This is a genomic window from Microtetraspora sp. NBRC 13810, from assembly GCF_030268685.1.
Taxonomy (GTDB): Bacteria; Actinomycetota; Actinomycetes; order Streptosporangiales; family Streptosporangiaceae; genus BSRQ01.
Window position 1 is genome coordinate 88130 of the sequence record NZ_BSRQ01000013.1, and the last position, 21739, is coordinate 109868.

Here is a 21739-nt window from a genome sequence, read left to right on the forward strand (position 1 = left end):
TGTCAGGGGCGGTGGTGCTTGCCGGCGGGCAGGGGGAGGGCCGCGGCCTCCCTGCGGCTCTTCATGATCTCGCGCACGATCGGGATCACCGAGAGCAGCACGACCACGGCGGCGCCGGGCAGGATGTACCGGTCGACGTTGGGGATCTTCGTGCCGATGAGGTAACCGAAGGTCAGCAGGCCGTCGGTCCACAGGACGCCGCCGACGACGTTCCACAGCAGGAAGTGCCGTGGCCGCATGCCCAGCATGCCGGCGACCGGGTTGAGGAACGTGCGCACGACGGGGATGAACCTGGCGACGACCACGGCGCGGGCCGGGCCGAACCGCTCGAAGTAGTGCTGGGCCTTGTCCGCATACTCCCGCTTGAACAGCCGGGAGTCCGGGCGGGAGAACAGGCGCGGGCCGGTCTTGGCCCCGATGAGGTGGCCGAGCTGGGCGCCGGCGATCGCGCACACCGGGGCGGCGACGAGCAGGAGGCCCAGCGGGAAGGGCTTGTCCAGGCCGACCGCCGCGGCCACCGAGGCCGAGGCGCCGATGCCGGCCACGACCAGCAGCGAGTCGCCCGGCAGGAAGAAGCCGATGAGCAGACCGGTCTCGGCGAAGATGATGGCGAGGATGCCGATCAGCCCGAAGGTGACGATCCACCACTCGGCACTTAGCAGGTTCGAAAAGTTCATCGCGGCTGAGCCTACCCGTACCGTTGGGACCACCGGGGAAGGCGGGCCCCGGTGGGGTGTCCCGGTGAGATGGGGCGCGACGCGAGGGGTAGGTGCCTACCCGTCTGGGCAGGAACGGGGAATACTGGCTCGGGCGGGCCGTGTGGTCGCTCGCGTTGAGCGCGCTCCCGCACTCCGCGCCGGCCCTCTATCGCCGTTTATCGCCGTTTTCCAGGGAGTTGACCGATGCCCATCGCAACGCCAGAGGTCTACGCCGAGATGCTCGACCGAGCCAAGGCGGGGGGGTTCGCCTATCCGGCGATCAACGTGACCTCGTCACAGACGCTGAACGCCGCCCTGCGGGGATTCGCCGAGGCGGAGAGCGACGGAATCGTGCAGGTCTCCACGGGAGGCGCCGAGTTCCTTTCCGGCACCACGGTCAAGGACATGGTGACCGGCGCGGTGGCGCTCGCGGAGTACGCCAGGGTCGTCGCCGCCAAGTACCCGGTGACCATCGCGCTGCACACCGACCACTGCCCCAAGGACAAGCTCGACGGCTATATGCGGCCGTTGGTGGAGATCTCCAGGGAGCGGGTCGCCCGGGGTGAGGACCCGCTGTTCCAGTCGCACATGTGGGACGGTTCCGCCGTGCCGCTGGAGGAGAACCTGCAGATCGCGGCCGAGCTGCTGGAGAAGTGCGCCGCGGCGCGGATCATCATGGAGATGGAGATCGGCGTCGTCGGCGGCGAGGAGGACGGCGTCGTCGGCGAGATCAACGAGAAGCTCTACACGACGGCGGAGGACGCGCTGGCCACCGCCGAGGCCGTGGGCGTCGGCGACCGCGGCCGTTACATGCTGGCCGCGACCTTCGGCAACGTGCACGGCGTCTACAAGCCGGGCCACGTCAAGCTGCGGCCGAGCGTGCTGAAGGAGATCCAGGACGCGGTGGGCGCGAAGTACGGCAAGGAGAAGCCGTTCGACCTGGTCTTCCACGGCGGTTCCGGCTCGCTGCTGAGCGAGATCCACGAGGCGATCTCCTACGGCGTGGTCAAGATGAACATCGACACCGACACGCAGTACGCGTTCACCAGGCCGATCGCCGACCATGTGCTGCGCAACTACGACGGCGTGCTGAAGGTGGACGGCGAGGTCGGCAACAAGAAGGCGTACGACCCGCGGTCCTACGGCAAGTCCGCCGAGGCCGGGATGGCGGCCCGGGTGGTCCAGGGCTGCCAGGACCTGAAGTCGGCGGGCAACAAGCTCTCCTGAGGCATCCGTGGGAGGTGTGTCAGCGGATACTGATGCACCTCTCAGGGAACTCTTAGCCGGTTATCCCGTTAGGTCCGCTTTACAAGACATACGCTCTTTCAGTGGAAAGGATCCGTATACGTACTCCGTCCACCCGGCGTCTCCTGCTCGTCTCCGCCTTCGCGGGCGGGTTGGGGGTCGCCGGTCTGGCGGCCCTGTCGGCGGTCGAGGCGATCGACTGGCCGGACGCCGTCCAGCTCGCGGTCTCCACCGCGACGCTCGCGGCGGTCGCGATGACCGTGCTCACAGTGCGCCGCGTGGACGGCAAGGCCCTGCGCACCGACCGGCGGGTGAAACGCGAGGAGGCGGCGCTCGCCGGGCTGGCCGGAGAGCTGAAGGGCCTGGTCGCGGCCGTCGCGGCGCAGACGGAGAGCCTCGCGGGCGAGGGTCGCGGGCACGCCGAGACCGTCGTCGCCGCCCTCGGTGAGGACCGCGCCGAGCTCGCCGCCCACTCCGCCACCCTGGCCGAGCACACGGCCACCCTCTCCGCGCACGGCGACCGGCTCGGCGAGATCCGCTCCGCGCTGGCCAGGATCGAGGCGCTGACCAAGGACAAGGTGCTCCCCGAGGTCCGTTCCCGGGGCGACTTCGGGCAGGTCGAGGCGCTGGTGGACCTGCGCGCCCTGCTGTCGCCGCGGGCCCCGATGCCCCGGCTGCGCGGCTGGGCCGCCTCCCCCGACGTGCTGCGGCTGCTGGTCGAGCGGGTGGCGATCGACCGCCCGAAGCTGATCGTCGAGTGCGGCAGCGGCGCGTCCACGGTCTGGCTGGGCTACGCGGTGGAGCGGTTCGGCGGCGGCCGGGTGGTCGCGCTCGAACACGACGAGCGTTACGCCCGCGCCTCCCGCGACCTGATCACCGCGCACGGCCTGGAGTCCGTCGTCGAGGTACGGCACGCCCCGCTCACCGACTGGCGATCCTTCCCCTGGTACGACCAGGCCGCCCTGGACGACCTCTCCGACATCGGACTCCTCTTCATCGACGGCCCGCCCATGAACACCGGCCACCAGGCCCGCTACCCGGCCGTCCCGCTACTGCTGCCCCGCTGTGCCGCCGACGCCCTGATCGTGCTGGACGACGCCAGGCGGGCGGAGGAACGCGAGGTCGCCGACCGCTGGCTGCGTGAGTTCCCCGAACTGGACGGCAGGCCGTTCCCCGCGGAGAAAGGCGCGATGCTGTTCCAGCGGAGCGCGCCGTGACGCCGAAACCCGCCCCGCCCACGGTGTTCGCGAAACCCGGCGCGAAGGTCGCCGCCGCCGTCGCCGGGGTGGAGGGGGCCGGCGAGGTGCTGGAAGGGCTGCTGCCCGGCGCACAGGTCGACTCGGTGGACATCGAGGACATCTCCGGCGGGCCGTGGCCGGTTCCCGAACCCGCGGCGGTCGCCCTGCTCGCCCGTACCCCCACCGACCTGCGCCGGCTGGTCTCGCTGCGCGCCGCCCTGCCCGCGGCGCCGCGGATCATGGTGGCCATCCTGGAGACGCCGTCCTGGCAGGACACCCCGCAGGTGATGCTGTCGCGCGGGCTCGGCCAGCGGGTGCTGCGCGAGATGCGGGTGAGCCGCCTCGGCGTCTCGGGCTGGCTGGTCACCACCCGCTTCGCCAGGGAACTGCCCGCCGGGGATGTGGCCGCGGCGGTCGCCAAGGGTTTCACCGGCCACCACCTGAACGCCTACCCGCTGGCCGCGGCCGGTCTCGGCGACGCCGCGCTCGCCGACTGGCGGCCCGGCGACCCCGACGCGGCGGCCGGCGGCGAGCCGGAGAAGTCCGGCGTGCCCGCCGCCGACCTCGCGGTCCGGCTGCCCGGCACGGCGTGGCCGGACGACCGGGTGCCCACCGCCGCCCGCCCGGCGTGGCAGGCGGCCACCTGGGCCGCCATCGGCGCCCCCGGCGGCTACGACCGGCTGGGCTCGATCGAGATCGACCCCGGCCACGTGCCGCCGGTGGACGAGCGCTCGGTCAACCCGCGCGGCTTCCTGCGCACCCCGACCAAGGGCGTCGGCGAGATCGGCGCCCGCGACGGACGCTGGACGGCATGGCTGGAGGACAAGGAGCTGGTCAGGTTCCCCGAATCGGGCCTGGTCACCGACGCCGACGTGGACAAGCTGCGCAGGCTGCGCGGCCTGCGGCTCGCCTGGCGCCCCGCGCACACCGGCCCGATCACCGCGGCCCGGGTGGTGGCCGGCCTCGCCGCCGCCGGCGTACCCCTCATCGCGGACCCGCCCCCCGGCTGGGCCGTCGCCGCCCTCGGCGAGGACGTGCTCTCCCACATCGCGACCGAACCCGACGCCGACGACCTGCGCAGAGAGGAACGCAGCGTACGGCTCCGCCGCGCGGCCCTGCGCGCGCACGGCACCACGGCCCGGTGGAACGCCCTGACCGCCGAGGCGGGACTGACCCCGCCGCCCGACCCGACCGTCTCCGTGGTGATGTGCACCCGCAGGGCCGACCTGGTCGCCTTCGCGCTCGACCAGATCGCCCGCCAGCGCGGCGTGGACCTCGAAGTGGTGCTCGGCCTGCACGGCGTGCCCGCCGGCCACCCCGCCGTCGCCGCCGCGGTGGCCGGCTTCGACCGGCCCATCACCCTCGTCGAGGCCGAGTCGTGGCTGCCCTTCGGCACCGTGCTCAACCAGGCGGTCGCCCGCTCCACCGGGACGTACGTCACCAAGTGGGACGACGACGACTGGTACGGCCCCGACCATCTGGCGGACCTCGTCCTGGCCCGCGGCTACTCCGGGGCGGACCTCGTGGGCTCCGCGTCGGAGTTCTTCTACCTCGAACAGATCAACGTCACCATCCGCCGCCGGTGGACCAGCGAGGTCATGTCCGACCACGTCGCCGGCGGCACCTTCCTCATCTCCCGGGAGACCTTCGACGCGCTCGGCGGCTTCCGGCCCATCCCCCGGTCGGTGGACATCGAGCTGTTCCAGGCCCTGCTGGGAGCCGGGGGCTGCATCTACCGGACGCACGGCCTGAACTTCGTGGCCCGCCGGGCGGCCCGGGGCAGGCACACCTGGCAGGAGCCGGTCGGGTACTTCCTGCACCGGGCCAAGGACCAGTGGCGGGGTTTCCGTCCCAGCCGACTCATGGAGCCGCAGTGACCACCCCTCGCATCCGGCACAACGACTACGGCGTCCTCTCACCGCCCGCGATCGGCGCCTGGCGGCCCAGGCTGCCGGTGAGCGTGGTCATCGCCGCCTACGGGCACCAGGACAAACTCGACCTCACGCTGGCCGCGCTGGCCGGGCAGAGCTACCCGTCCCACCTGCTTGAGGTCATCGTGGTGGACGACGGCACCTCCCCGCCGCTGCGGCTGCCGGAGATCACGCCGGAGCGCACCTTCCTGCTGCGCACCGAACCCGGCTCGCGCGGCCGGTCCAACGCGCGCAACACCGGGCTGCGGATCGCCGAGGGCGACGTCGTGCACTGGCTCGACGCCGACATGGTCACCCACCACGACGAGGTGGAGGCGCACATGCGCTGGCACCACCTCGCCGACTACCTCGTGGTCATGGGCTATGTGCGTTACGTGGAGAGCGGGTGGCCCGACCCGGCCACCGTGCACACGGCCGTGTCCACCGGGAACGCCGGCCGGCTGTTCGACCTCGACGCCAGCGAGCCGCACCGGTGGATCGTGGACCTCGCCGCGCGCACCAACGGCATGCGCGACGCCAAGGACACCGCCTACCGGGTGCACATCACCAACGCCGCCTCGGTCAACGCCCGCCTGCTGCGCACCGCCGGGCCGCTGGAGACGGCGCTGGTGCTCGGCGAGGACACCGAGCTGGGCTACCGCCTCGCCCAGCACGGCGCCGCCTTCGTGCTGGAGCCCGCCGCGCGGAGCTGGCACCTCGGCCGGTCCATGATGATGCGCGAGGGGGACCAGGTCAGCAGGTACAACCGGGTCTTCGTGCCGGACCGGGTGGCGCACATGCGCTGGCAGCGCACCCACCCGCGCCGCCAGTACCTCGTGCCGTACCTGGAGGTCGTGGTGGACGCCGAGGGGGCGAGCTACGAGGACACCAGGGCCACCGTGGACGGGGTGCTCGCGAGCAGCCTGCACGACCTGCGGGTGACCTTGGTCGGCCCGTGGGACTCGCTCACCGAGGACCGCCGCTCCCCCCAGTACAGCGAGAACCTCGACCTGCTCCTCGTGCACGGTCTCTACCGCCACGACGGCAGGGTGCGCCATGTGGAGAAGCTCCCGCAGTCGGCCGCGCCCACGCCGTACCGGCTGCACGTGCCGCCCGGCTGGGTGCCCGCCGCCGACACGCTGAAGCGGCTGGTCGCGCTCGCCGCCGAGCAGGGGTACGGGCTGGTCAGCGTGGCGCTGGAGGAGACGGACGACGTGCTGGCCGCGCGCCTGGAGCACACGGGCGCGTTCGCCCGCGCCGCGCTGGTCAGGACCGAGGGCGAGGCGCTGGAGGACGCCGTCGAGGACGTGGCGGGCACCTACTGGCTGGACGGCGCCACCTGGGGCTTCTCCCCCGCCACCGCCACCGCCACCACCTCCGCCACCGCGGCCCCGGCCGCCGCGGCCCCCTCCCCGAAGCCCAGGGACGACACCGGGACCGAGGCCGCCCGGCTGGGCGAGGAGAACGCCCGTCTGCGGGGCAGGGTCGCCGAGCTCGAAGAGGAGCTGCGCCGGCTGCGCCACGAGGCGTCCCGCCGCCGGGGCCTCTTCCGCACCGGCCGCTGACCGGGCCCGCGCCGGACCCGGCGATCGGGTCGGCGCCCGGGTCAGCGATCGGGTCAGCGATCGGGTCAGCGATCGGGTCAGCGCCCGGCGCGGACGGCCTCGGCGAACGTGCGGACCCGCGTGCCGTACGGGCGGCGGGCGGCCAGCCAGCCGAGGAAGTCGTCGAGGACGTCCGGGGCGACCGAGTATTCGCCGCAGGAGGAGCAGACGTCGTGGAAGACGAGGGTCACCACGCCGCCGTGCCGTTCGGCCGCCGTGACGTAGGACCTGAGGGCGGCGGCCGTGGTGGTCTCGACGACGGCGGGCATCGTCGGCACGTCGAAGAGGCCGGTCGCGGCCCGCGGGGCGGCCGGGGTCAGGCCGCCGGAGCCGCGCGCGGCGACGTAGCCGCACTCCCTGGCGAGGCGGGCGGTGGCGGCGTCCGCGCGGCCGTAGGGGTAGGCGAGGGTGACCGGCGCTGGTGCCAGCCCGGCGAGCGCCCGCCGGTCGGCGCAGATCTCCGTACGCTGCCGCGCGGGCGTGAGCGTGTCCAGCCTGGCGTGGCTCAGCGTGTGGCCGCCGATCTCGTGCCCGTCCGCGGCCAGCGCGCGCACCTGCGCCCGGGTCAACCGGCCCGGCAGGCCGAGCTTGGCGCTGGAGACGAAGAACGTGGCGGGCAGCCCGTGCCGGCGCAGCATGGCCGCCGCCGTGAGCTGACCGGCGAGCCCGTCGTCGAAGGTCAGCACCACCACCGTACGGTCGCCCGGCGACGCCCCCGCTCCCGCACCACCGGCACGCGGAGAAGCGACGCCTTCACCTCCGGCACGCGGAGAAGCGACGCCCGCACCACCGGCACGCGGGGAGGTGACGCCCTCGCCTTCGGCAGGCGGGGAGGCGCAGGAGAGGGCGGCGGCGAGGAGGAGGGCGGCGGCCGGGAGACGACGCCACTGCACCGCCACGGGTGGGACTCCTCACCGAACACCAGCGATCATTCCGAAACTTCGAAATTCAAGGCTATATCGGCCGGGGCGCTTATCGCTCGATCCACGACAGCGGGTAAGACTGTCCTCATGGACACGCACGACAACCTTCTCGCCGGGCCGCCGCCGACCCTCCTCCCGCAGTGGCGCGAGGCGGAGGAGGCGCTGGAGAACAGCACCAAGGCCGCCGACGTCGCCGCCAGGTTCCCCGCCTACTCCGCCGCCTGGGCGGCGCTCGCCGACGAGGCCTTCGCCCAGGGCCATGCCGTGACTTCGTACGCCTTCGCCCGCACCGGCTACCACCGGGGGCTGGACCAGCTCCGCCGGTCCGGCTGGAAGGGGCACGGCCCGGTCCCCTGGAAGCACGAGCCCAACCGCGGCTTCCTGCGCTGCCTGCACGCGCTCGCCCGGGCCGCGCAGGCGATCGGCGAGAAGGACGAGGCTGAGCGGTGCGCGCAGTTCCTGGTGGACTCCGACCCCGCGGCAGCCGCCGAACTGAACGGATCATGACCTACCGGCAAACTCCGCATCTGGGGAAAGGCGCCAACTTCGGGTAGTCTCTCTACGCAAGAGCCCCTGTCGCGCTTGCGCCAGGGGTTTTCGTTTTGTGCTGGGGAGTGTTAACGATGCCGGCTGTCGTTCTCGTGGGTGCTCAATGGGGCGATGAGGGCAAGGGAAAGGCCACCGACCTGCTGGGCGACCAGGTCGACTACGTCGTCCGTTACCAGGGCGGCAACAACGCGGGCCACACGGTGGTCATCGGCGACCAGAAATACGCGCTGCACCTGCTTCCCACCGGGGTGCTCTCCCCGGACGTGGTGCCGGTCATCGGCAACGGCGTCGTCATCGACCCCGGGGTGCTGCTGTCGGAGATCGACGGGCTGCGGGCGCGCGGGATCTCCTGTGACAAGCTGCTGATCTCGGCGAGCGCCCATCTGATCATGCCCCACCACAAGGCACTGGACAAGGTCACCGAACGCTTCCTGGGCAAGGCCAGGATCGGCACCACCGGTCGCGGCATCGGCCCCGCCTACGGCGACAAGATCGCCCGGATGGGCGTGCGGGTGCAGGACCTGCTGGACCCGGGCATCCTCAGCCAGAAGATCGAGGCGGCGCTGCACGAGAAGAACCAGGTGCTCACCAAGGTCTACAACCGCAGGGGCATCGACCACGGCAAGGTGCTCGAGGAGTACCTCGGCTACGCGGAGCGGCTCACCCCGCACATCGCGGACACCTCGCTGGTCCTCACCCAGGCGCTCGACCAGGACAAGGTGGTGCTGCTGGAGGGCGGTCAGGGCAACCTGCTCGACATCGACCACGGCACCTACCCCTTCGTCACCTCCTCCTCGCCCACGTCCGGCGGCGCGTGCACCGGCTCGGGCATCCCGCCGACCCGGCTGACCCGCGTGATCGCCATCCTCAAGGCGTACACGACCCGCGTCGGCTCCGGCCCGTTCCCGACCGAGCTGCTGGACGAGACCGGCGAGTGGCTGCGCCAGACCGGCCACGAGTACGGCACGACCACCGGGCGGGACCGGCGGTGCGGCTGGTTCGACGCGGTGATCGCCCGCTACGCCACCCGGATCAACGGCGTCACCGACTTCTTCCTCACCAAGCTGGACGTGCTCTCCGGCCTGGAGCGCATCCCGGTCTGCGTCGCCTACGAGGTGGACGGCGTGCGGCACGACGAGATCCCGATGACGCAGACCGACTTCCACCACGCCAAGCCGATCTACGAGGAGCTGCCCGGCTGGCAGGAGGACATCTCCGGCGCGAAGTCCTTCGAGGATCTCCCGGTCAACGCCCAGAACTACGTGCGCACCCTGGAGAAGCTGTCCGGCGCGCCCATCTCCGCCATCGGCGTCGGCCCCGGCCGTACCCAGACCCTCCAGCTCCGCCCGCTGATCTGAGCACCGCCCCCGGGCGCCGCGCACCCACCGCCGCGGCGCCTCGGGGAGGTCGGCGAGGCGTAGCGGGGGAAGTGACCGGGGCGGCTGTATTGTCCCAGGTGTGCATGTCGAGATCCACGGTCATCGGGGGGCCAGGGGCCTCCGGCCGGAGAACACGCTACCCGGGCTGCTGCACGCCCTTCAGCTGGGCGTCGACGCCCTGGAGTTCGACGTCGCGCTCACCGCCGACCGCCGGCTCGTGCTGACCCACGACCTGACGGTCTCCTCGGTGACCAGCGCCGACACCCGTCCCGCGCTGCGCGACGACCCCCGTTTCCCCTACGTCGGCAAGCCGATCGGCTCCCTCACCCTGGCGCAGCTGCGCACCCTGGAGTGCGGGGTACGGCTGCCGCGGCACACCAACGACCCGTTCGCCCAGACCCAGCAGCCGATCCCGGACACCCGGATGCCGACCTTCGGCGCGGTGCTCGGCCTGGTCGGCGCGTACGACGCCGACGGGGTCAGGCTGCACGTGGAGCTCAAGTCGGATCCCACCCGGCCGGAGCTGACCGCCGATCCGCGTGAGTTCACCGAGATGGTCGTCGAGGAGCTCGGCCTGCACGGCAGGCTGGGCGGCTCGGCGATCCTGAGCTTCGACTGGCGGATCCTGGCGGCGGCGGCCGAGCTGGCGCCCGACGTGCCGCGTTTCGCGCTGATCGAGCGGGACACGCTGGCCCCGGTGTGGCTGGCCGGCATCGACCTGGCCGACTTCGGCGGCGACATCCCGGCCGCAGCGGTGGCCGCCGGGGGCACCACGCTGTCGCCCGAGCACGTGATGGTGGACGAGCGGCTGATGGCGCAGGCCGTGCGGGCCGGGCTGCCGGTGGTGCCGTGGACGGTCAACGACCCGGCCCGGGCGGAGCGCCTGATCGATCTCGGCGTGTCCGGGATCGTGTCGGACTACCCCGACCGGATGCGCGAGCTGTGGGCCGCCAGGGGGCTGTCCCTGCCCGAGCCGATCCCCGCCCTGCGTCCGGTGGCCTAGCCGCCGGGCGTTCGCGGGGAGTCAGAGCCAGCCGTTGCGCCGGAAGCCGCGGTAGAGCAGCGCGCAGATGAGCAGCATGGCGCCGGCCACCAGCGGATAGCCGAAGACCCACTTCGTCTCCGGCATGAAGTCGAAGTTCATGCCGTAGACGCCGGCGATCATCGTGGGCGCCGCCATGATGGCGACCCACGAGGAGATCTTGCGCATGTCCTCGTTGGCCAGCGCGTTCGACCGGGCGAGTGCCGCCTGCAGTATCGAGTTGCACAACTCGTTGGACGACTCCACCTGCTCGCACACCCGGGACAGGTGGTCGCCGACGTCGCGGAAGTAGTCGCGCATCTCGGCGGGGATCACCCTGCGCTGGGCCAGCCCGGTCAGCGGGACGAGGAGCGGGGTCACGGCCCGCTTCATCTCGATCATCTCGCGCTTGAGGTGGTAGATCCGGCCGATGTCCCGCGAGCTCACGTCGGCGAAGACGGTCGCCTCGACCTCCTCCAGTTCCTCCTGCATCAGGTCGGCGACCGTGAGGTAGGTGTCCACCACGTGGTCGGCGATGGCGTGCAGCACGCCGGTGGGCCCCCGGCCGAGCAGCTTGGGGTCCTCCTCCAGCCGCTGGCGCACCTGGCCGAGCGGGCAGTGCCGGCCGTGCCGCACGGTGACCACGAAGTCGGAGCCGAGGAACACCATGATCTCGCCGGTGGCGATGATCTCGGAGTTGTCGCTGGTGAGGTCGTGGTCGAGGTAGGCCAGGGTCTTGAGCACGACGAACAGCGACTCGTCGTACCGCTCCACCTTGGGCCGCTGGTGGGCCTTGACCGCGTCCTCGACGGCCAGCGGGTGCAGGCCGAACACCTCGGCCAGCCACTCGACCTCGGGCGCCTGCGGCTCGTGCAGCCCGACCCAGACGAAGGCGTCGCGCTCGCCGCCGGCGTTGTGCCTGCGGACGAGCTTCAGCGCCTCGACGATGCCGGACGCCTGGACCTTCTCCCCCGCGACATAGGCGGCGAACTCCACCAGCGACTCGCTGGGGGGCACGCAGGACATGGGCATCCGGTCACCCTTGGGGGGCGTCGCCGAAGCCTTGACCCGGGTGTGACGGACACGGGGGTGACGGCTGATCCGGGGGAAGATGAGGGACGAGCGCATGGCGATACCTTCCCGCCCGATCTGGCATCCACGCGTGAAGAGTCGTCACCTCGAACACAGGGGAAGAACGCGGAGAAATGGAGCAGATCAGGCGACCGTAAAGGGGTGGTCGGGGGAGCACACGGAGTATGCGATCGAGCACGTATGGCTACTATCACCAGGATTCATCCCGGACCACCTCCAATCACCATGGGGCGCCGTAAAGCCGACCCAATCTATCACAGGGCGTTGTCAAGCCCCTGGCCTTCGGGATTTTCGGTTCAATACAACGTCGTGGCCTGCCGTCACTCACCGCAGCCGCAGCCGCAGCCTCCGGCGTCCCCGTCGTCGTCATCGGTCTCTCCGGCGGGGCGGTCCGGCGGCGGAGAGGGCTGCAGATGCCCCCGGCCAGGAAGGCCAGGTCACGCGCGTCCAGCTCGGGCGCCACCCGCCGGGGCATGGACCAGAGCCACTGCCACCCGAGCCCCACCAGCGCCGTTCCGCCCACCACCGCGCTCACCACGGACAAGACGAACATCCCGCCTCCCGGCACGACCGACCGACCAAGCACCCTTTTCGACGCCCCCGTCACCCGGCAGGTTCGCCCCGCCCCCGAACATTCACCTTTCGGACAGCGGGGGTACGGCGACGGCCCGGCGCCTCCCGGCAGGACGAGACGGGGCCCCTTCGCGGCGGTGCACGCGGGCGGGGTGGGTGGGAGGGGTGGTCGGCGGGGGCGGTGGGGGTGGCGGGCCGATAGGGTCGGTGGGTGCGCGTTCTTGTGATTGGCGGCGGCGGCCGCGAGCACGCCCTGTGCCGGGCGATCGGGTCCGACTCCCAGGTGAGCGAGGTGCACTGCGCCCCGGGGAACGCCGGGATAGCGGAGGTCGCCACCTTGCATCCCGTCCGGGCGACCGACCCCGCCGAGGTGACGGCGCTGGCCAAGGGGATCGCCGCCGACCTCGTGGTGATCGGCCCGGAGGCGCCGCTGGTCGCCGGCGTGGCGGACGCGGTGCGCGAGGCGGGCATCCCCTGCTTCGGCCCGTCGGCGCGGGCCGCCAGGGTCGAGGGGTCCAAGGCGTTCGCCAAAGAGGTGATGGTGGCCGCCGGAGTGCCGACGGCGGGCGCGCGCACCTGCGTCACGGCCGAGGAGACGGCCGCCGCCCTGGACGAGTTCGGCCCGCCGTACGTGGTGAAGGACGACGGGCTCGCCGCCGGGAAGGGCGTGGTGGTGACCCGCGACCGCGCCGAGGCGCTCGCGCACGCCGCCTCCTGCGAGCGGGTCGTGGTCGAGGAGTTTCTCGACGGGCCCGAGGTGTCGCTGTTCGCCCTGTGCGACGGCACGACCGCCGTGGCGCTGCGTCCCGCGCAGGACTTCAAGCGCGCCTACGACCACGACGAGGGGCCCAACACCGGCGGCATGGGCGCCTACACGCCGCTGCCGTGGGCGCCGCCGAGCCTGACCGACGAGGTCATGGAGTCCGTCGTGCTGCCCACGGTCGCCGAGCTGGCCCGGCGCGGCACGCCGTACACGGGGGTGCTCTACGCGGGGCTGGCGCTGACCGCGGACGGACCGAAGGTGATCGAGTTCAACGCGCGCTTCGGCGACCCGGAGACCCAGGTCGTGCTGGACCGGCTGGCCACCCCGTTCGCCCGGCTGCTGATGGCCTGCGCCACCGGCACGCTCGCGGACTTCCCGCCGCTGACCTACCGCGGCGGCGCGGCGGTGACGGTCGTGCTGGCGGCCGAGCACTACCCGGCCGACCCGGTCAGGGGCGACGTCATCGAGGGCCTGGACGACCTGGGCGACGACGTCGAGGACGCCTACGTGCTGCACGCCGGCACCGCGCTGGACGAGGAGGGCCGCGTCGTGTCGGCGGGCGGCCGGGTGCTCAACGTGGTCGGCTCCGGGCAGGACCTCACGGCCGCCCGCGCGGTCGCGTACGAGGCGCTGGGCAGGATCCGGCTGCGCGGCGGCCACCACCGGACCGACATCGCCGCCAGGGCCGCCGCCAGCACCGCCACCGACGGCACCCTCTGACGGCCGGCCGGGGCCCGGGTTCCGTTCGGGGCTCGGCGGGGGCCCTGGCAGACTGGGGCCGGTGAAGCACCTGCATTCGGGGAAGGTCCGCGATCTCTACGAGGCCGGGGACGGCCTGCTGATGGTCGCCTCGGACCGGATCTCCGCGTTCGACCACGTCCTGGAAACCGAGATCCCCGACAAGGGCAAGATCCTCACCCAACTGTCGATCTGGTGGTTCGAGCGGCTCGCCGACATCGTGCCGCACCACCTGCTGTCCGCCGGTGCGGACGGCCGCAGCATGCTGTGCCGGCCGTTGCGCATGGTCCAGGTGGAGTGCGTGGCCCGCGGCTATCTCGCCGGTTCCGGCCTGACCGACTACCGCGCCACCGGCGAGGTCTCCGGCGTACGGCTGCCGCCCGGCCTCCAGGACGGTTCCCGCCTCCCCGAGCCGATCTTCACGCCGTCCACCAAGGCGCCGGCCGGCGAGCACGACGAGCCGATCGACTTCCGGCGGGTGGTGGCCGAGGTCGGCCAGGAGACCGCCGGTGAACTGCGCAGGATCACCCTGGCCGTCTACACCCGCGGCGCGGAGATCGCCCGCGAGCGCGGCATCATCCTGGCCGACACCAAGATCGAGCTGGGCTGGGACGCCGAGGGTGTGCTGACGCTCGGCGACGAGGTGTTGACGCCCGACTCGTCCAGGTTCTGGCCGCTGGACGAGTGGGCGCCGGGGCGGGCCCAGCCGTCCTTCGACAAGCAGTTCGTCCGCGACTGGCTGCTGTCCCCCGCGTCCGGCTGGGACAGGTCCTCCGGCGAGGCGCCGCCGCCGCTGCCCGGCGAGATCGTGGAGCGTACCCGGCAGCGCTACGTGGAGGCGTATGAGCGCCTTACGGGCCGCACCTTCACCGGATAAGGGGTCGGCGCCCGGGAGGCGCGATTCGGCCGGTTCAGCGCCGCATAACGGCTACTGTGGGCGCGGGTAACCCGGCCGGCGCTTCACTCGATCGCACGAGTCACGTCCGCTGCCGCCTCGACGATTCACATCCGTAACTGGCAAGGAGCTTGACGCGAATGATCCGTTACCGCGTGCGCGGTGGCAACGCACTGCAGGGGACCGCCTTCATCCAGGGTGCGAAGAACGCCGTGCTGCCCATGATCGGTGCCGCGCTGCTGGCGGCCGAGGGTCGCACGGTGCTGCGCAACGTGCCGATCATCGAGGACGTCCGGCGTGCGGTGGAGCTGGCCCAGTCCGTGGGCGCCCGCGTCGAGCTGCACGAGGCCGAGCGGACGCTGGTGATCGACGCCTCCGGCGTGCGCAGCCCGGTGCTGCCCGCCGAGATCGCGCGCCGGTTCCGCGGCTCGGTGCTCTTCGTACCGGCGCTGCTGCACCGGCTCGGCGAGGCGGTCATCGAGGGCGTCGGCGGCTGCAATCTGGGCAGCCGTAACCTCGACTTCCACTACCTGGGCTACAAGCGTCTCGGCGCCGTGGTGGACGAGGGCGACACCGTCATCCACGTCAAGGCGGCGGGCCTCACCGGCGCCCCGCTCTACCTCGACACCCCCTCGCACACCGGCACCGAGAACCTCATCATGGCCGCCGCCCTCGGCCGCGGCACCACCGTGATCGAGAACGCCGCGCTGGAGCCCGAGGTGCTCGACGTCATCGACATGCTCTCCCGGATGGGCGCGAAGATCACCGGTGGCGGCACCGGGTTCATCACGGTCGAGGGCGTCGAGGAGCTGCGCGCGGTCGAGCACACCGTGATGCCGGACCGGCTCGACGCGGGCGTCTTCGCGATGGCGGCGGCGATCAGCGGCGGCGAGGTCCACCTGGTGGGCGCCGACCTGGAGCACCTCGGCGTGGTCCGGTGGAAGCTGGAGCAGATGGGCGTGGAGTTCCACCAACAGGGCGCGGTGCTGCACGTGCGCAGGGACCGGGCGCTCCGCCCGATCAACGTGATCACCGACACCTACCCCGGCTTCGCCACCGACCTCCAGTCGCCGATCATGACCGTGGCGTGCCTCGCCGACGGCGCCAGCTACATCCACGAGCGCATCTTCGACGGCCGTTTCGCCCTCGCCGGCGAGCTGAACAAGATGGGCGCGCACATCGAGGTGCAGGACAGCAGGGCCGTCGTGCACGGCCCGACGCCGCTCACCGGCACCGAGGTGACCGCGCACGACCTGCGGTCCGGCATCGCCCTCGTGCTCGCCGGCCTGGCCGCCGAGGGCGAGACCATGATCTCGAACGGGTATTTGATCGACCGCGGCCACTCGCATCTGGCCGACCGGATGCAGGCTCTGGGGGCGGATGTCCGGAGAGAAGTTTCACCCACTTGAAAACAGCCACTTTACGGCTCTGACCTGTAGCTTTACCACGACTAGCGGTCTGTCGAACCGTATTCCGGAAAATCCGGGCGTGACATTATGGCCCTCGCGAGCGATCGTTCCAAAAGAGAGCACTGCAACGGACGGCAGGATGGGACGAACATTGGTGGAGCGGGGCGAAGAAACACCCCGAGTGTCACGCCCGGGCGCCATGACACCGGATCTCACCATCGGCGTGGTGGGGCCCCATGATCTGGTCGAGCGCGTGATGCTGATGGGGCATGCCGCGGCGCCGCTGCCGTGCCGCCTCGTGGCGGCCGCCTACAGGGACGAGCAAGAGGCGGCCGACAAGGTGACACGGCTGGGACCGGGCGTCGACGCGTGCCTGTTCGCCAGCCCGGTTCCCTACGAGCTGGCGAGACGGTCGGGCGTGTTGACGATGCCCGCGACCTACGTACAGCTCGGCGGGGCGGCGCTGGTGGCGGCACTCGCGAAGGCGGCACTGGACGAGCGCATCGATCCGCAACGGGTCAGCATCGACGTGCTGACCCGGGCGGATGTCGAGGAGGCGTACTCGGATCTCGGCCTGGCGAGCGCCGAGGTGCACAGCCGGGACGAACCCGGCGCCACCGGCACGATCGCCGCGTATCACGAACGGCTGGCCCGGCAGGGCGCCACCAGCGGCGCCCTGACGTGTCTGCCCGCCGTGGCGGAACGGCTGCAGGCGGCGGCGATCCCGGTGATCCGGGTCAGGCCGACGTCGGCGGCGGTCCGTACGGCACTGCACACCGCGGCGCTGCTCGGCGCCCACCACCGGCTGGAGGAGTCCCAGCTCACGGTGGTCGTGGTGGAGGTGCCGACGCTGCGCGAGCCGGTACGGCGGGCGGCGCCGCGTTACTGGCGCGACGAGTTACGCCTGTCCCTGCACCGGCTCCTGGTGCAGGAGGCCAATCGGATCAACGCGACGGTGTGGCCGATCGACGACCACAGCTATCTCGTCACCGCCACCCGCGGTTCGGTGGCCTCGGCCACCGACGGGTTCCGCATCCTGCCCTTCGCGGGCCGGATCAGGGACGAGCTGGGTCTCGCGGTCGAGGTGGGCGTCGGCATGGGCCGTACGACGCACGACGCCGAGAGCCACGCCAGGGCGGCGCTCGCCCGCACCCAGGCGGGCAAGCAGGCGCAGGGCTTCGCGGTGGACCGCGAGGGCCGCGCGCTGATCCCGGCGCCCCGGATGCCCCCCGCGGGCTCCGGGCCGATCAAGCCCAAGGGCGTGGAGGTGCTGGCACGCCTCGCGGCCAAACTGGAGGGCGGGGACACCGTGGTCGACGCCGAGAGCGCCGGCCGCATGCTCGGTGTGACCCCGCGTACGGCACGGCGGTTGCTGCGCACGCTGGTTGACGAGGGACTCGCGTGGCCGCTGCCGCCCAACCGCACCCCCCAGCCGGGCCGCCCGCGCCAGCTCTACCGGCTGATCGTGGAGAAGCTGGGCACACGCTAGGCCGGTCTTTCGCCGGGTCCGCGCCCGCGTGGACCCGGCGAAGCCGTGCCCCGGCGGCCGATAAAGCGTCTTTTCCCGCCGGACACCATTCCCGGCCATTCATCGGCCGCTCGCCGCCATTAGGCCGGAGTTCTCCCGGCGGTCACTTCGGTAATTGCCATTTCCCGAACCTGACTGGCCGGTTTGACTTCTTGTCCGAGGTGCGGCATGTCAGGTGTCGTCCGAGGTCACGGCCTTGATCCAGGCCGGAAACACCGGGTTCCGGACCCGGTTGACCGTGCGGCGGGCGGGGGTGTGGACGCGGCCTGCGGCGATACCCCGAGTGTCCGATCCGGACAGCACCAAAAATGGGAAACGGGCGCTGGAGCCCCGGTGTCTCCGGCCGATCTTCGCCTCCCGGGGCGACGACACGCCGTCCCCTTGGTAGTCTCGATGACAGGTCGAGAGGCGCTGCAACGGGCTCCGGTCCGCCACGCTCGGCCTTGACGACCACCGGACAAGGGCGCCTCCCACTCAAACGGGAGGTGATCCGATGGGCACGACTTCGATCCGCGGCGAGCGCGGCCACGACCACAGCGACGACCACGTCCAGCAGGAGCGCGGTGGCACGGCGGCGTTGCGCGAGATGCTGGGCCGCAGGGTCGCGGTGCTCGACGGCGCGTGGGGCACGATGCTCCAGCGGGTGGGGCTCACCCCCGCCGACTACCGCGGCGACCTGATCGGCGACCACCCCAAGGACGTCACGGGCGACCCCGACCTGCTCAACCTCACCCGGCCCGATGTCATCCTCGACATCCACCGTCAGTACCTCGCGGCGGGCGCGGACATCACGACCACCAACACCTTCACCGCGACGAGCATCGGCCAGGCCGACTACGGGCTGGAGCACCTGACCCGGGAGATGAACCTCCAGGCCGCCCGCCTCGCCCGGCAGGCGGCGGACGAGGCCGGCGGGCGTTTCGTGGCCGGGTCGATCGGGCCGCTGAACGTCACGCTCTCGCTGTCCCCGCGGGTGGACGACCCCGCCTACCGGGCGGTGTCCTACGACCAGGTCTACGCCTCCTACGCCGAGCAGGTGGCGGCGCTCGCCGAGGGCGGGGTGGACCTGCTGATGGTCGAGACGATCTTCGACACGCTCAACGCGAAGGCCGCGATCGCCGCCGCCCGGGACGTCGCCCCGCACCTGCCGCTGTGGATCTCGGTGACGATCGTCGACCTGAGCGGGCGCACCCTGTCCGGGCAGACCGTCGAGGCGTTCTGGAGCTCGGTCGAGCACGCGGACCCGCTGGTCGTCGGCCTGAACTGCTCGCTGGGCGCCGAGGAGCTCCGCCCGCACCTCACCGAGCTGTCCCGCCTCGCCGGCACCTACACCGCCTGCCACCCCAACGCCGGCCTGCCGAACGCGTTCGGCGGCTACGACCAGACGCCGGAGGAGACCGGCCGGCTGGTCGGCGACTTCGCGGCGTCCGGGCTGGCCAACATCGTCGGCGGCTGCTGCGGCACCACGCCCGCGCACATCGCCCAGATCTCGGCCGCCGTCGCCGGCCTCGAACCGCGCGCCCTCCCCGCGCCCTCCGGGCACACCCGGTTCAGCGGCCTGGAGCCCTTCGAGATCGGCCCGGACACCGGCTTCGTCATGATCGGCGAGCGGACCAACGTCACCGGTTCCGCGCGGTTCCGCCGCCTGATCGAGGCCGACGACCACCAGGCCGCCGTGGACGTCGCCCTGGAGCAGGTGCGCGGCGGGGCCAACCTGCTCGACGTGAACATGGACGCCGACCTGCTGGACAGCGAGCAGGCCATGACGACCTTCCTCAACCTGATCGCCACCGAGCCCGAGGTCGCCCGGATCCCGATCATGATCGACAGCTCGCGGTGGAGCGTGCTGGAGGCCGGGCTCAAGTGCGTGCAGGGCAAGGGCGTGGTCAACTCGATCAGCCTGAAGGAGGGCGAGGAGCTCTTCCTCGAACAGGCCAGGCGGATCCGCAGCCACGGCGCCGGCGTGGTCGTCATGGCCTTCGACGAGCAGGGGCAGGCCGACACCACCGAGCGCAAGGTGGCGATCTGCGGCCGGGCCTACGACCTGCTCACGCAGCGGGCCGGGTTCGCCGCCGAGGACATCGTGTTCGACCCCAACGTGCTCGCGGTCGCCACCGGCATCGCCGAGCACAACGGCTACGCCAAGGCGTTCATCGACGCCCTGCCGCTCATCAAGCGACGCTGCCCGGGGGCGCTCACCAGCGGCGGCATCTCCAACCTGTCGTTCTCCTTCCGCGGCAACGACGTGGTGCGCGAGGCGATGCACTCGGCGTTCCTGTTCCACGCCGTGCGCGCCGGGCTGGACATGGGCATCGTCAACGCCGGCCAGCTCGCGGTCTACCAGGACATCCCGGAGGACCTCCTCGAACTCGTGGAGGACGTGCTCTTCGACCGGCGTCCCGACGCCACCGACCGGCTGGTCTCCTTCGCCGAGACGGTGAGCGGCGACGGCGGCACCCGCCGCACGGTGGACCTGTCCTGGCGCGAGGCCCCGGTGGAGAAGCGGCTGGCGCACGCGCTGGTGCACGGCATCGTCGACTTCATCGAGGACGACACCGAGGAGGCCAGGCAGCAGGCGGCCCGCCCGCTCGACGTGATCGAGGGCCCGCTGATGGACGGCATGAAGACGGTGGGCGACCTGTTCGGCTCCGGGAAGATGTTCCTGCCCCAGGTGGTCAAGAGCGCGCGGGTGATGAAGCGTTCCGTGGCCTACCTGGAGCCCTACATGGAGGCCGAGAAGGAGCAGGCCCGGCTGGAGGGACGCGCCGGGAGCGAGCGGGGCAACGGCAAGGTGGTGCTCGCGACCGTCAAGGGCGACGTGCACGACATCGGCAAGAACATCGTGGGCGTCGTCCTGGGCTGCAACAACTACGAGGTCATCGACCTCGGCGTCATGGTGCCCGCCTCGGTCATCCTGGACACCGCGATCTCCGAGGGCGCGGACGCGGTGGGCCTGTCCGGGCTGATCACCCCGTCGCTGGACGAGATGGTCAACGTCGCCACCGAGATGCAGCGCCGCGGGCTGAAGCTGCCGGTGCTGATCGGCGGCGCCACCACGTCCCGCCAGCACACCGCGGTCCGCATCGCCCCCGCCTACGACGGCACCACGGTGCACGTGCTCGACGCCTCCCGCGTCGTCGGCGTCGTCTCCGACCTCCTCGACCCGGGCCGCGCCGCGGAACTCGACGTCGCCAACCGCGCCGAGCAGGAGGTGCTGCGCGAGCAGCACGCGAACCGGCAGCAGCGACCGCTGCTGACCCTCGCCCAGGCCAGGGACAACCGGGAGCAGGTCCCCTTCGACGACCTGCCGGTGCCCGGTTTCACCGGCGTGCGCACGATCCGGCCGGACCTGTCCGAGCTGCGGGCGATGATCGACTGGCAGTTCCTCTTCATCGCCTGGGAGCTGAAGGGGAAGTATCCGGCGATCCTCGACCAGCCGGTGGCCAGGGAGCTGTTCGACGACGCCAACGCCCTGCTCGACCAGATCATCGCCGAAGGCTCCTTCGAGGCGCGCGGCGCGTACGGCTTCTGGCCGGCGCGGGCCGAGGGCGACGACCTGGTCCTCGACGTGGCGGGGGCGGAGCGGCGGCTGCCGATGCTGCGCCAGCAGACGGCCAAGCCCGAGGGGCGGCCCAACCGGTCGCTGGCGGACTACGTGGCTCCCGCCGGGGACCATCTCGGCGGGTTCGCGGTGGCCGTGCACGGCGCCGAGGAGCTCGCGGCGGCGTACGAGGCGAAGCAGGACGACTACCGGGCGATCATGGTGAAGGCGCTCGCCGACCGGCTGGCGGAGGCGTTCGCCGAGTACATCCACCTGGCGGCGCGGCGCACCTGGTACGAGCCGGACGCCGATCCGCTGATCGAGGACCTGCACGCCGAGCGCTTCCGCGGCATCCGCCCGGCGTTCGGCTATCCCGCGAGCCCGGACCACGGCCAGAAGCGCGACCTGTTCGACCTGCTCGGCGCCGAGGAGCTCGGCATGGGGCTGACGGAGTCCTTCGCGATGACCCCCGCCGCCAGCGTCAGCGGCCTGCTCTTCGCCCACCCGGCGTCGCGGTACTTCACCGTGGGCCGCATCGGCAGGGACCAGGCCGAGGACTACGCCCGGCGGCGCGGCCTTGACCTCACCGAGGTCGAGCGCTGGCTGCGGCCCAACCTCGGTTACACCCCCTGA

General features: G+C 72.0%; 15 protein-coding genes and 1 riboswitch. Of the genes, 12 read left to right on the forward strand and 3 right to left on the reverse strand.

Annotation, left to right across the window (positions count from 1 at the left end):
• Positions 1 to 2: 2 nt before the first annotated feature.
• Positions 3 to 677 carry a DedA family protein gene (locus tag QSK26_RS24925; RefSeq protein WP_285777658.1) on the reverse strand — a complete coding sequence of 225 codons (675 nt, stop codon included), beginning with the start codon at positions 675 to 677 and terminating at the stop codon, positions 3 to 5.
• A gap of 225 nt (positions 678 to 902) precedes the next feature.
• Between QSK26_RS24925 and fbaA the strand changes: the two genes are divergently transcribed.
• The 4 genes from fbaA (at position 903) to QSK26_RS24945 (ending at position 6656) form a co-directional block, all read left to right on the forward strand.
• A complete protein-coding gene (gene fbaA / locus QSK26_RS24930) occupies positions 903 to 1925 on the forward strand; it encodes a class II fructose-bisphosphate aldolase (RefSeq protein WP_285777659.1) in 1023 nt (340 codons plus the stop codon).
• A 101-nt stretch (positions 1926 to 2026) separates the two neighbouring features.
• Entirely contained in the window at positions 2027 to 3160 is a 1134-nt protein-coding gene (locus tag QSK26_RS24935) for a class I SAM-dependent methyltransferase (RefSeq protein WP_285777660.1), read from the forward strand.
• A complete protein-coding gene (locus tag QSK26_RS24940; RefSeq protein WP_285777661.1) occupies positions 3157 to 5058 on the forward strand; it encodes a glycosyltransferase family A protein in 1902 nt (633 codons plus the stop codon). The genes QSK26_RS24935 and QSK26_RS24940 overlap by 4 nt, the downstream gene beginning before the upstream one ends.
• Positions 5055 to 6656, forward strand: coding sequence for a glycosyltransferase family 2 protein (locus QSK26_RS24945; RefSeq protein WP_285777662.1), 1602 nt, complete (start codon positions 5055 to 5057; stop codon positions 6654 to 6656). Before QSK26_RS24940 ends, QSK26_RS24945 begins: the two co-directional genes overlap by 4 nt.
• A 77-nt stretch (positions 6657 to 6733) precedes the next feature.
• On the opposite strand, the gene QSK26_RS24950 is transcribed toward QSK26_RS24945, so the two are convergent.
• Entirely contained in the window at positions 6734 to 7594 is an 861-nt protein-coding gene (locus tag QSK26_RS24950) for a polysaccharide deacetylase family protein (protein ID WP_285777663.1), read from the reverse strand.
• Positions 7595 to 7705: 111 nt separating this feature from the next.
• Between QSK26_RS24950 and QSK26_RS24955 the strand changes: the two genes are divergently transcribed.
• From QSK26_RS24955 to QSK26_RS24965, 3 genes are all read left to right on the forward strand, one after another.
• The gene (locus QSK26_RS24955; RefSeq protein WP_285777664.1) at positions 7706 to 8125 is read left to right on the forward strand and encodes a DUF3151 domain-containing protein; all 420 of its coding nucleotides are present in this window, start codon (positions 7706 to 7708) and stop codon (positions 8123 to 8125) included.
• A 116-nt stretch (positions 8126 to 8241) separates the two neighbouring features.
• Positions 8242 to 9525, forward strand: a complete 1284-nt coding sequence (locus QSK26_RS24960; RefSeq protein ID WP_285777665.1) for an adenylosuccinate synthase — start codon at positions 8242 to 8244, stop codon at positions 9523 to 9525.
• A gap of 100 nt (positions 9526 to 9625) precedes the next feature.
• Positions 9626 to 10549 carry a glycerophosphodiester phosphodiesterase family protein gene (locus QSK26_RS24965; RefSeq protein WP_285777666.1) on the forward strand — a complete coding sequence of 308 codons (924 nt, stop codon included), beginning with the start codon at positions 9626 to 9628 and terminating at the stop codon, positions 10547 to 10549.
• 21 nt (positions 10550 to 10570) lie between these two features.
• Here QSK26_RS24965 and corA read toward each other — a convergent pair whose 3' ends face one another.
• Positions 10571 to 11695 (reverse strand): magnesium/cobalt transporter CorA, encoded by a 1125-nt coding sequence (gene corA, locus QSK26_RS24970; RefSeq protein ID WP_285777667.1) that lies wholly within the window; start codon positions 11693 to 11695, stop codon positions 10571 to 10573.
• Between the two features lie 748 nt (positions 11696 to 12443).
• Between corA and purD the strand changes: the two genes are divergently transcribed.
• The 5 genes from purD (at position 12444) to metH (ending at position 21739) form a co-directional block, all read left to right on the forward strand.
• Positions 12444 to 13715 (forward strand): phosphoribosylamine--glycine ligase, encoded by a 1272-nt coding sequence (gene purD, locus QSK26_RS24975; RefSeq protein ID WP_285777668.1) that lies wholly within the window; start codon positions 12444 to 12446, stop codon positions 13713 to 13715.
• 61 nt (positions 13716 to 13776) lie between these two features.
• Positions 13777 to 14610, forward strand: coding sequence for a phosphoribosylaminoimidazolesuccinocarboxamide synthase (locus QSK26_RS24980; RefSeq protein ID WP_285777669.1), 834 nt, complete (start codon positions 13777 to 13779; stop codon positions 14608 to 14610).
• Between the two features lie 158 nt (positions 14611 to 14768).
• Positions 14769 to 16037, forward strand: a complete 1269-nt coding sequence (murA, locus tag QSK26_RS24985) for a UDP-N-acetylglucosamine 1-carboxyvinyltransferase (RefSeq protein ID WP_285777670.1) — start codon at positions 14769 to 14771, stop codon at positions 16035 to 16037.
• A gap of 199 nt (positions 16038 to 16236) precedes the next feature.
• Complete coding sequence (locus QSK26_RS24990) at positions 16237 to 17526, forward strand: transcriptional regulator (protein WP_285777671.1); 1290 nt, start codon at positions 16237 to 16239, stop codon at positions 17524 to 17526.
• A 436-nt stretch (positions 17527 to 17962) separates the two neighbouring features.
• Positions 17963 to 18040: riboswitch (S-adenosyl-L-homocysteine riboswitch) on the forward strand.
• An 18-nt stretch (positions 18041 to 18058) separates the two neighbouring features.
• A complete protein-coding gene (gene metH, locus QSK26_RS24995; protein WP_285777672.1) occupies positions 18059 to 21739 on the forward strand; it encodes a methionine synthase in 3681 nt (1226 codons plus the stop codon).

Bases quoted from the DNA above. Each gene is read 5' to 3' on its own strand.
- murA (WP_285777670.1), top strand. From the start codon at position 14,769: ATGATCCGTTACCGCGTGCGCGGTGGCAACGCACTGCAGGGGACCGCC.
- QSK26_RS24990 (WP_285777671.1), top strand. From the start codon at position 16,237: ATGACACCGGATCTCACCATCGGCGTGGTGGGGCCCCATGATCTGGTC.
- corA (WP_285777667.1), bottom strand. From the start codon at position 11,695: ATGCGCTCGTCCCTCATCTTCCCCCGGATCAGCCGTCACCCCCGTGTC.
- QSK26_RS24960 (WP_285777665.1), top strand. From the start codon at position 8,242: ATGCCGGCTGTCGTTCTCGTGGGTGCTCAATGGGGCGATGAGGGCAAG.
- QSK26_RS24925 (WP_285777658.1), bottom strand. From the start codon at position 677: ATGAACTTTTCGAACCTGCTAAGTGCCGAGTGGTGGATCGTCACCTTC.
- QSK26_RS24955 (WP_285777664.1), top strand. From the start codon at position 7,706: ATGGACACGCACGACAACCTTCTCGCCGGGCCGCCGCCGACCCTCCTC.
- fbaA (WP_285777659.1), top strand. From the start codon at position 903: ATGCCCATCGCAACGCCAGAGGTCTACGCCGAGATGCTCGACCGAGCC.
- metH (WP_285777672.1), top strand. From the start codon at position 18,059: ATGGGCACGACTTCGATCCGCGGCGAGCGCGGCCACGACCACAGCGAC.